Raw genomic sequence first — 7,888 nt, 5'->3', positions numbered from 1 at the left:
GTAATATTGATCCCCTTTCTATTACATTTAGAAGGGTGGTTGATGTTTCAGATAGGGCATTAAGGAATATCATTATTGGCTTGGGTGGAAGGGAAAATGGCATCCCAAGGGAAACCGGGTTTGACATCGCAGTTGCCTCTGAGGTTATGGCAATATTGGCTTTAACTACCGGCTTGAAGGATTTAAGACAAAGGCTTGCAAGGATTGTTATTGGAACAACCTATGAGGGAAAGCCAGTAACCGCAGAAGACCTAAAATGTGCGGGAGCAATGACGGTTCTTCTAAAGGATGCGATTAAACCAAACCTGATGCAGACCCTTGAGGGAACACCGGCATTTGTTCATGCTGGACCTTTTGCCAATATCGCCCATGGTAATTCCTCAATATTAGCAGACCTGGTTGCCACAAAGATCTCTGACTATGTGGTTACAGAGAGTGGATTTGGGGCAGATTGTGGGGCGGAGAAATTCCTGAATATAAAATGTAGGGCTTCAGGTCTTGTTCCCGATTGCATTGTTATCGTTGCAACCATAAGGGCATTAAAGATGCACTCAGGAAGATTCAATGTTGTCCCTGGAAAGCCATTAGACCCTAAGCTTACCTCAGAAGACTTAGATTCATTAGAAAAGGGTTGTTGCAATTTAGAAAAGCATATTGAGAATATGAGGCTACATGGCCTTCCTGCAATTGTGGCAATAAACATATTTGAACCTGATACCGATAGAGAAATAGAGCTTGTTAGAAAACTTGCTAAAGAATATGGGGCAATGGATGCCATCCCCTGCACAAATTTTAAGGATGGTGGAAAAGGTGCCATTGAATTGGCAAACAAGGTAGTTGAAGCCTGCCAAGAAAAACCAAAGTTTAATTTCCTCTATCCCCTTGATATATCAATCAAGGAAAAAATAGAAACCATAGCAACAAAGGTCTATGGAGCAGAGAGGGTTTCTTATGAACCATTGGCTGAGAAAAAGATAAAGCTCTATACCGAAAATGGCTATGCCAATCTTCCCATTTGTATGGCAAAGACCCATCTATCTCTATCCCATGATCCAAATCTTAAAGGAAGACCAAAGGGATTTACCCTTCCTGTAAGGGATGTAAATCTTTCTGCCGGTGCAGGATTCCTCTATCCCCTCTGTGGAGCAATGCGAACAATGCCAGGCCTTCCCTCAATCCCTGCAGGAACAAAGGTTGATATAGATGAAGGAGGAAGGGTGGTTGGGTTGTTTTAAATGGGAACTTAATAAATAAACCATTCGGATACAACCTTAAAATTAGGGGTATCCGAACCAGTGCAGATATGAACGAGTTATATGCAATGCTGTGCCTTAAAATTAAAAGGAGTATAACTCATTTGAAGATGGCTTTAAGAAAGAAGGATAAGATCATAATGAAATCCAATATCATTTTTTAGCATAGAAGGGAAAAAGATGGATAGAGAAGAATCATTAAGGATAAAAAATCCATTTTATCCTTTACGGGTCATTCCTGAAACACCGCCTGATTTTATAGCAGAAAGCTTTATTCCTACTCACTTTTGGGATAAGGTTATGGAGAATACTCATCATTTGATTGTGGGAGGTTCGGGAACGGGCAAAACAATCCTATTGCGACGATTGGCTCTGGAAACCCAGGTTGAGGCTTCACCTGAATTACAAAAATTTGTCCATCCATATATAATAGGAATATATGTGTTACTGGGAGCAGAACTTAGTGTACATCCTCTTCACTCCAAAAGAATTAATGAAGTAGGGAGTCAACCAGTAGACACAAAGGGAGGACAAGACTGGAATGAAGAACAAAAGAAATCCTATATGCATTATTTTTCTCTGGTTCTGATAAAACGTTTTTGTGAGGCAATAGCAATAGCCTGTGAAAAGAAGTATAGTAATTTTAATAAAGAGATAGAAAAAGAAATAGTAAAAAGGATATTAGCAATATTAGGGAGTGAGTATGGCAATAAAACCACTCTTAAAGATATTAGCTTCCAGATATGGAAGGAAATGACAAATTTAGTTCAGAATAGTGAACCCTTATCAAAAACGCAAGTATTCACACCTAAGCTTGTAACTAAGTGGTTGAGTGAGATTTTAAAAGATATCTCTTCTACATTTGATAACCCTGTTAAACTTTGGTGGCTCCTTGATGAATTACATAAATTATCTGTTAATGAACAAAGTGTAGTCTTTGAGCTTGTAGTAGAAGAATTTGGTCATGTTACTAAAATTACAACAAGGCCATTTGAAGTGCTTACTTTTCGATCGATTAGTGGTAGTGTGATAGAATTTGGCCCCCGAATCAAAACTATTCCATTAGTCTTTACTCATAGTGATGAGGATGAACGAATAAAATTATTAGAGAATATTGGCGACAAGAGGCTTTCTGTATTTAAAGAGCAACATCGGATTGAATCTCCTGCATATCTTGAATCAATTCGTGGTTTGTTAAAAGAAACAGGGTTTCCAGAAGAAAGATTTAATTCTCTTTATATGCAATCAACCATTTCTAAGGAAGAGAAGATAATAAAAGGTAAAGAAACATATCTTGGCTTTGATGCCTTTGCTAAACTTAGCAGTTTAAATGTAGGAACATTCTTGAATCTCTGTGCACTTGCCTGGTATTTTATGATTGAAGAAGACACTTCTTTTTACTCTAAAGGTGAATCTATAAATGAGAGCTGCCAGACCAGAGCTGTAGAACAAGCAGCAGATGAAATTTTAGAGATAATTCAAGCACTTGATGCTCCACCAGGACCTTATCTTACATCAATTATTGCCTTTTTGTGTGATGAAATTCGTAACAGTGCTTGGGATTCAAATAAACGATTTCGAGGAAATACCATTTGTATTGAAATACCTCCCTTGTTTGAGTCTCTGATGGATACTAAAATAGAAAAGATAATTCAAGAAGGGTTCACTTATGGTGCATTTTATTTTGCAGAGTGGAAAGATAGATATTTATTTGATATTCCTATAGAAGGCCTCACGATAAATCGACTACTTTTCTATAAACATGGTTTACCATGGTGGGGAGAAGGTATGTTGAGACTTCCTGAAGATACACTCAGGAAAAAGGCAGAAATTTCTCCTCCTTTCATTCGAAAGATGTATGGTGGGTGGAGGGAAAAGGTAGGTCAAGTAAGAGAGGGTGAAGGTGCATTGAAATGTTTCCTTTCTGTTTCATTTGAAGAGAATCCTGAAATTAAGACGGTACGCGATTGGTTAAAATCAGCATTGTTAGGAGAATTTGGAATCGTATGCCTAGATATAGAAGATATGGGAATCGCCCCAGCAAATAAAAATAAACTTGATAGGATAATAGAAGAGATTAAGAAACATGATTTTGTTGTTATGGATGTAAGCTCAATCAGGCCAAATGTAATGTTAGAGTTGGGTATTTGTTATGGAAGAGAAAAGCCTGCATTTCTTCTTGTAAACCAAAATGCCTTTGAGAAATTGCCGAGAGAAATTCGTGGTCCTGGCATCTGTATCTATACTTTAAACGAAGAATCTATCCGCAAAGCAGCAGAAACTATCACTTCATCATTTAGACAGTATGGTACCTCTGCTTACAGCGGCTTTAAGCGTAATCTTATGAAACAGGAACAAAAATGCCTATATATTTCATGGCCTTCAGAGAAGGCAGGTTTGTGGGAATCAATTATAGGAAGAATTACAGAAGAGGGGAAAAAGAAGGGGTTTGAAATAATTACAGATGAGGATGCTTCTCCTCATTGGGATTTGAGAGAGAAAGGATGGTTTTGTATCCATGCTTCAGGTCGCTCTCTTATTGACATTACCTCAGAAGATCCCCTGAGAAGCTTCTTATTGGGATTTTCTTATGGTAAGAGTAAGAAGAGGCAAACATGGTGTTGTTGGCAAAGAGGGTGGTCAAAAAATACCTATCCCTCTTTATGGAATGGAAAATCATCCTTTGAATGGAAAGACCAAAATGATTTGATTAACCATATAGTTAATAAAGTGTTTCATCGTTAAATTGAGGAGGAAAGATTGGATGAGAGATTTAGAATTTAGCAGGATTGAAAAAGTAAATACACTAAGACCATCAATGCCTGATGACCTCTTTGTCAGTGCTAGTAGCTTTGAACCTCGGGTTTTAAAGACAGTATCAAAATTTGATAATTATCAGACAAGGCATTGTGTAATATTTAGATACGAAGATGGACATACTAAGAAAGCAGAAGAGGTGTATCTAAATGCACTAAAGAGGAGGCTTGACAGTGTTACCTTAGAAGAAGGTAGGAGTAATTTTATTCATGGACGACTAAGAGATCCTCAGGAGCCGATGCAAAAATTTAGAGATATGCTTGATAAAATGGGATGTGTTAATCCCTGTATAACGGTCGATATTACATGTTTTACTAAACTTTACCTCATTATTCTTTTAGATATTCTAATGGAGAAAGTGGTAAAAAATAAGGGTATTCTTCGATTGCTCTATGCTGAGCCTAAAGAATATGCATCAGAAAGGAGACAACGACTTAGTTGGGGTTGTCAGGAAATTAAACATCTCTCTTTGTTTAACGGTTCGTACATAACAGGAAAGAGATTACTAATTCTCTTTGGAGGTCATGAAGGAGAAAGAGAGGTTTTTCTTTGGGAGGATGATGAACCAGATTTTACAATTCTTATTATAGAAAAAGATGAGAGAAAAGAGGAATGGGACATTCTTGCCGAGGAACAACATAAATATTTAATCCAGCGTGAAAAGGCAGGTGATCCTACAATTTTGATAAAATATGTTTCTTCATTAAAGCCTGATGAACTTGCTAACGAACTTTTCAATGAGGTAGAAGAACTCTATAAGAAGAAAGGCTATACTAACATCTGGATTACTCCTCTTGGGTCAAAAACAGAGACAGTAGCAATTCAGGATTTTACCTCTCGGCTAAAGAAGAAAATGAAAATGCCTCCAGTATCTGTCCAGATTGTATATCCTGTTCCTGAAGAATATAATACTTCAGCTTATTCAAAGGGAACAGGACGAATGTGGAAATGGGAATATTGTTCTTCAACACTTAGTAAAATAAAGGTTAATGGTGAAGGGTTGAGTATAACCGATCCATTTGATCTTGATCCGTCTGTTTTAGTAGGCAGACTTGATTTTAAGACTTATGATAAGTTATACACAACGGTTTATGAAAGATATGGTGAGCAAATAAATCAGAAGATTATAGAAACTAAGGCAAAAACCCTTGTAGTATATAAAGATAATGGGGAGCTAAAAGTTGCGGGAAAATCAAATAGTCCTTATTACCCTTCAGATGATGAATTAGAGAAAATACAACAGGAAGTGGGTAAAGTATGTTATGTGGTTGGTAGGGATGTTATAGAAGAAAGCCAATGTATAGAAGAAAGCAATTGGACTTTTAACCCGCAAATTCCAGAAAATCCTTATCCTGCAATCCCAATTTATCTTGGCAGAAAGGATGAGAAATACAAAGATATAATCAGACAAGATAGATTAATTATAGCTGATTTTGATACAGGAAATCCAGATATTTTAGCCTTTAATGATAAATACCGTGACAGCTTATTGAAAATCCCAGTTGGATTGAGATTAAGAAGAGAGATTGAATATACATTAGAGAAAGGAAAATATTATTATGATTATTATGTAAATAAAGTTAAAATTGCTCTGTGTGATAGTCAAGATGATAAGAAGTTTTGTTGTGCTGAGTTTGATGTATTGTTTGTCTTAAATTGGCAAAGTTCACCATTTACAAAAGCAAGTCCTCTTAGAAACGCATTTATGGGAAGGGCCCTTTGGGCACCAGGTAAACTTCGATTTTCTCTACTATTAAATGCAAAAGATGAAAAAGTAAAGTTCTCGCAGGTAGAATTATGAGAGAGAAGGTATAGAGCAGGGGCACGGCACAGCATATAACAGGGCATTAAAGATGCACTCAGGAAGATTCAATGTTATCCCAGGAAAGCCATTAGACCCTAAGCTTACCTCAGAAGACCTTGATTCCCTAGAAAAGGGCTGTTGCAATTTGGAAAAGCATATAGAAAATATGAGGCTACATGGCCTTCCTGCAATTGTTGCCATAAATCTATTTGAACACGATACCGATAGAGAAATAGAGCTTGTTAGAAGGCTTGCCAAGGAATACGGAGCAATGGATGCCATCCCCTGCACAAATTTTAAGGATGGTGGAAAAGGTGCCATTGAATTGGCAAACAAAGTGGTTTTAGCCTGCCAAGAAAAACCAAAGTTTAATTTCCTCTATCCCCTTGATATATCAATCAAGGAAAAAATAGAAACCATAGCAACAAAGGTCTATGGAGCAGAGAGGGTTTCTTATGAACCATTGGCTGAGAAAAAGATAAAGCTCTATACCGAAAATGGCTATGCCAATCTTCCCATTTGTATGGCAAAGACCCATTTATCATTATCCCATGATCCAAATCTTAAGGGAAGACCAAAGGGATTTACCCTTCCTGTAAGGGATGTAAATCTCTCTGCCGGTGCAGGATTCCTCTATCCCCTCTGTGGAGCAATGCGAACAATGCCAGGCCTTCCCTCAATCCCTGCAGGAACAAAGGTTGATATAGATGAAAATGGAAGGGTGGTTGGGTTGTTTTAGTTATGATGAATACTACGCTTGCTTCAATCTTTGACCTCTCTTTAGCGGAGAAACTCCAGCTTGTGGAAGATCTCTGGGATGAACTTGCGGCTACTCCTGAGGCAGTGTCAATTCACGAATGGCAGAAGGAAGAGTTGGCCCGAAGGAAAGCAAACCTTATCAAGAACCCAGCCTTAGGGATTTCCTGGGAAGAAGTCAAACGAAGGGTTCGCAGGCATTATGGCCGTTGAGTTGGTTATTGCACCAGAGGCCGAACAAGACCTCAGAGAGGCTTATTTTTGGTATGAAGACCGACGAGCCGGATTAGGAGAAGAGTTTATAAGTTGTGTAGATGTGGTATTCAGACGATCTGTCGTATGCCGGAAATGTATGCGGTTATTCACGAAAATTACCGCAATTAAAATGGAAGATTTAAAGGAAAATTGTAAAGATATAGAGAAAATTTTTTTTCCTTGACAAGGGTATTATGATGAGGGTATAATCTTTGGAATGAAAGAGCCATTAAGGTATTTGTAAGGTATTTGAACAATGCAAAGGAAATATTAAGAAATGCTCCGATTGAGGATAATAATTATACAGATGTTAAGTATGTCCAGGAGGCTTGTGGCACTGCCTATCTTGCGGTATTAAAGGCTATTGATACATATTTATTGAAGAAAGGAATAGATGAAAAAAAATTACCGAAATCTGTAAATGGCTATCGGGAAATGTTGCGAAAGCATGCGATAATTCATAATGGGAAGATATTAAAAAGTTTTGAATCTTTATATAAAGAGTTACACATAGCAGGTTATTATAGAGGACTTCTTTATAATGTTGATATGGTCAAGGATGCCTTGAAGGCAACAAAAGACTTTATTGAGAAGATTGAGGCTTAAAAATTTTTCTTGCAAATTTTTTTATTAATGAGGGTTTATATATAAAATTTCAAGAAGCAGGTTTAATAAAAAGAAGCCTGCTTTTTTGTTTTAAGGGGGTGATGTAGAGAGAAAAAAAGATTATTTTTTAAAAAAATTTTAAAAATAGGAGGTAAAAAGATGTCTATTCAACAGATGAGGGTGTTAATTGTGGGATTGGGAATGATGCTTTTGCCCATTTTGGCAGAGGCAGAGGGTTTGGAGAAAAGATTAAGGATTGGGTTATTAGAGGGGGGGGTTGTATTATCCTTCTCTCGAGGAACTTTCCTCTGAAATAAAACAAAAGGGTATGTCCAATGTAAGGGAGGAAGATTTTGGAGCCAAAGCAGGGGTTTTCCTTGAATATCGGATGAGGAAA

The 7,888-nt window shown here is 37.3% G+C and carries 6 protein-coding genes; all 6 read left to right on the top strand.

Translation table 11 applies throughout. The features are described from left to right. The coding region (locus AB1630_08505; GenBank protein ID MEW6103834.1) for a formate--tetrahydrofolate ligase at positions 1-1,235 on the top strand (1,235 nt) is incomplete at its 5' end. 198 nt (positions 1,236-1,433) lie between these two features. Beyond that, positions 1,434-3,998: a hypothetical protein gene (locus AB1630_08500; protein MEW6103833.1), complete on the top strand. Its 2,565-nt coding sequence runs from the start codon at positions 1,434-1,436 to the stop codon at positions 3,996-3,998. 19 nt (positions 3,999-4,017) lie between these two features. Further along, positions 4,018-5,871, top strand: coding sequence for a hypothetical protein (locus AB1630_08495; GenBank protein ID MEW6103832.1), 1,854 nt, complete (start codon positions 4,018-4,020; stop codon positions 5,869-5,871). A 10-nt stretch (positions 5,872-5,881) separates the two neighbouring features. Continuing rightward, positions 5,882-6,613, top strand: a complete 732-nt coding sequence (locus tag AB1630_08490; protein MEW6103831.1) for a formate--tetrahydrofolate ligase — start codon at positions 5,882-5,884, stop codon at positions 6,611-6,613. Between the two features lie 5 nt (positions 6,614-6,618). Beyond that, the gene (locus tag AB1630_08485; protein ID MEW6103830.1) at positions 6,619-6,843 is read left to right on the top strand and encodes an addiction module protein; all 225 of its coding nucleotides are present in this window, start codon (positions 6,619-6,621) and stop codon (positions 6,841-6,843) included. 291 nt (positions 6,844-7,134) lie between these two features. Then, complete coding sequence (locus tag AB1630_08480) at positions 7,135-7,491, top strand: DUF5618 family protein (protein MEW6103829.1); 357 nt, start codon at positions 7,135-7,137, stop codon at positions 7,489-7,491. The last annotated feature ends 397 nt before the right edge of the window (positions 7,492-7,888 follow it).

The sequence above is a fragment of the bacterium genome, from assembly GCA_040753555.1.
Taxonomy (GTDB): Bacteria; UBA9089; UBA9088; order UBA9088; family UBA9088; genus JBFLYE01.
Note: the sequence above shows the minus strand (reverse complement) of the source record. Positions and strands in the feature narration are given on the sequence as shown.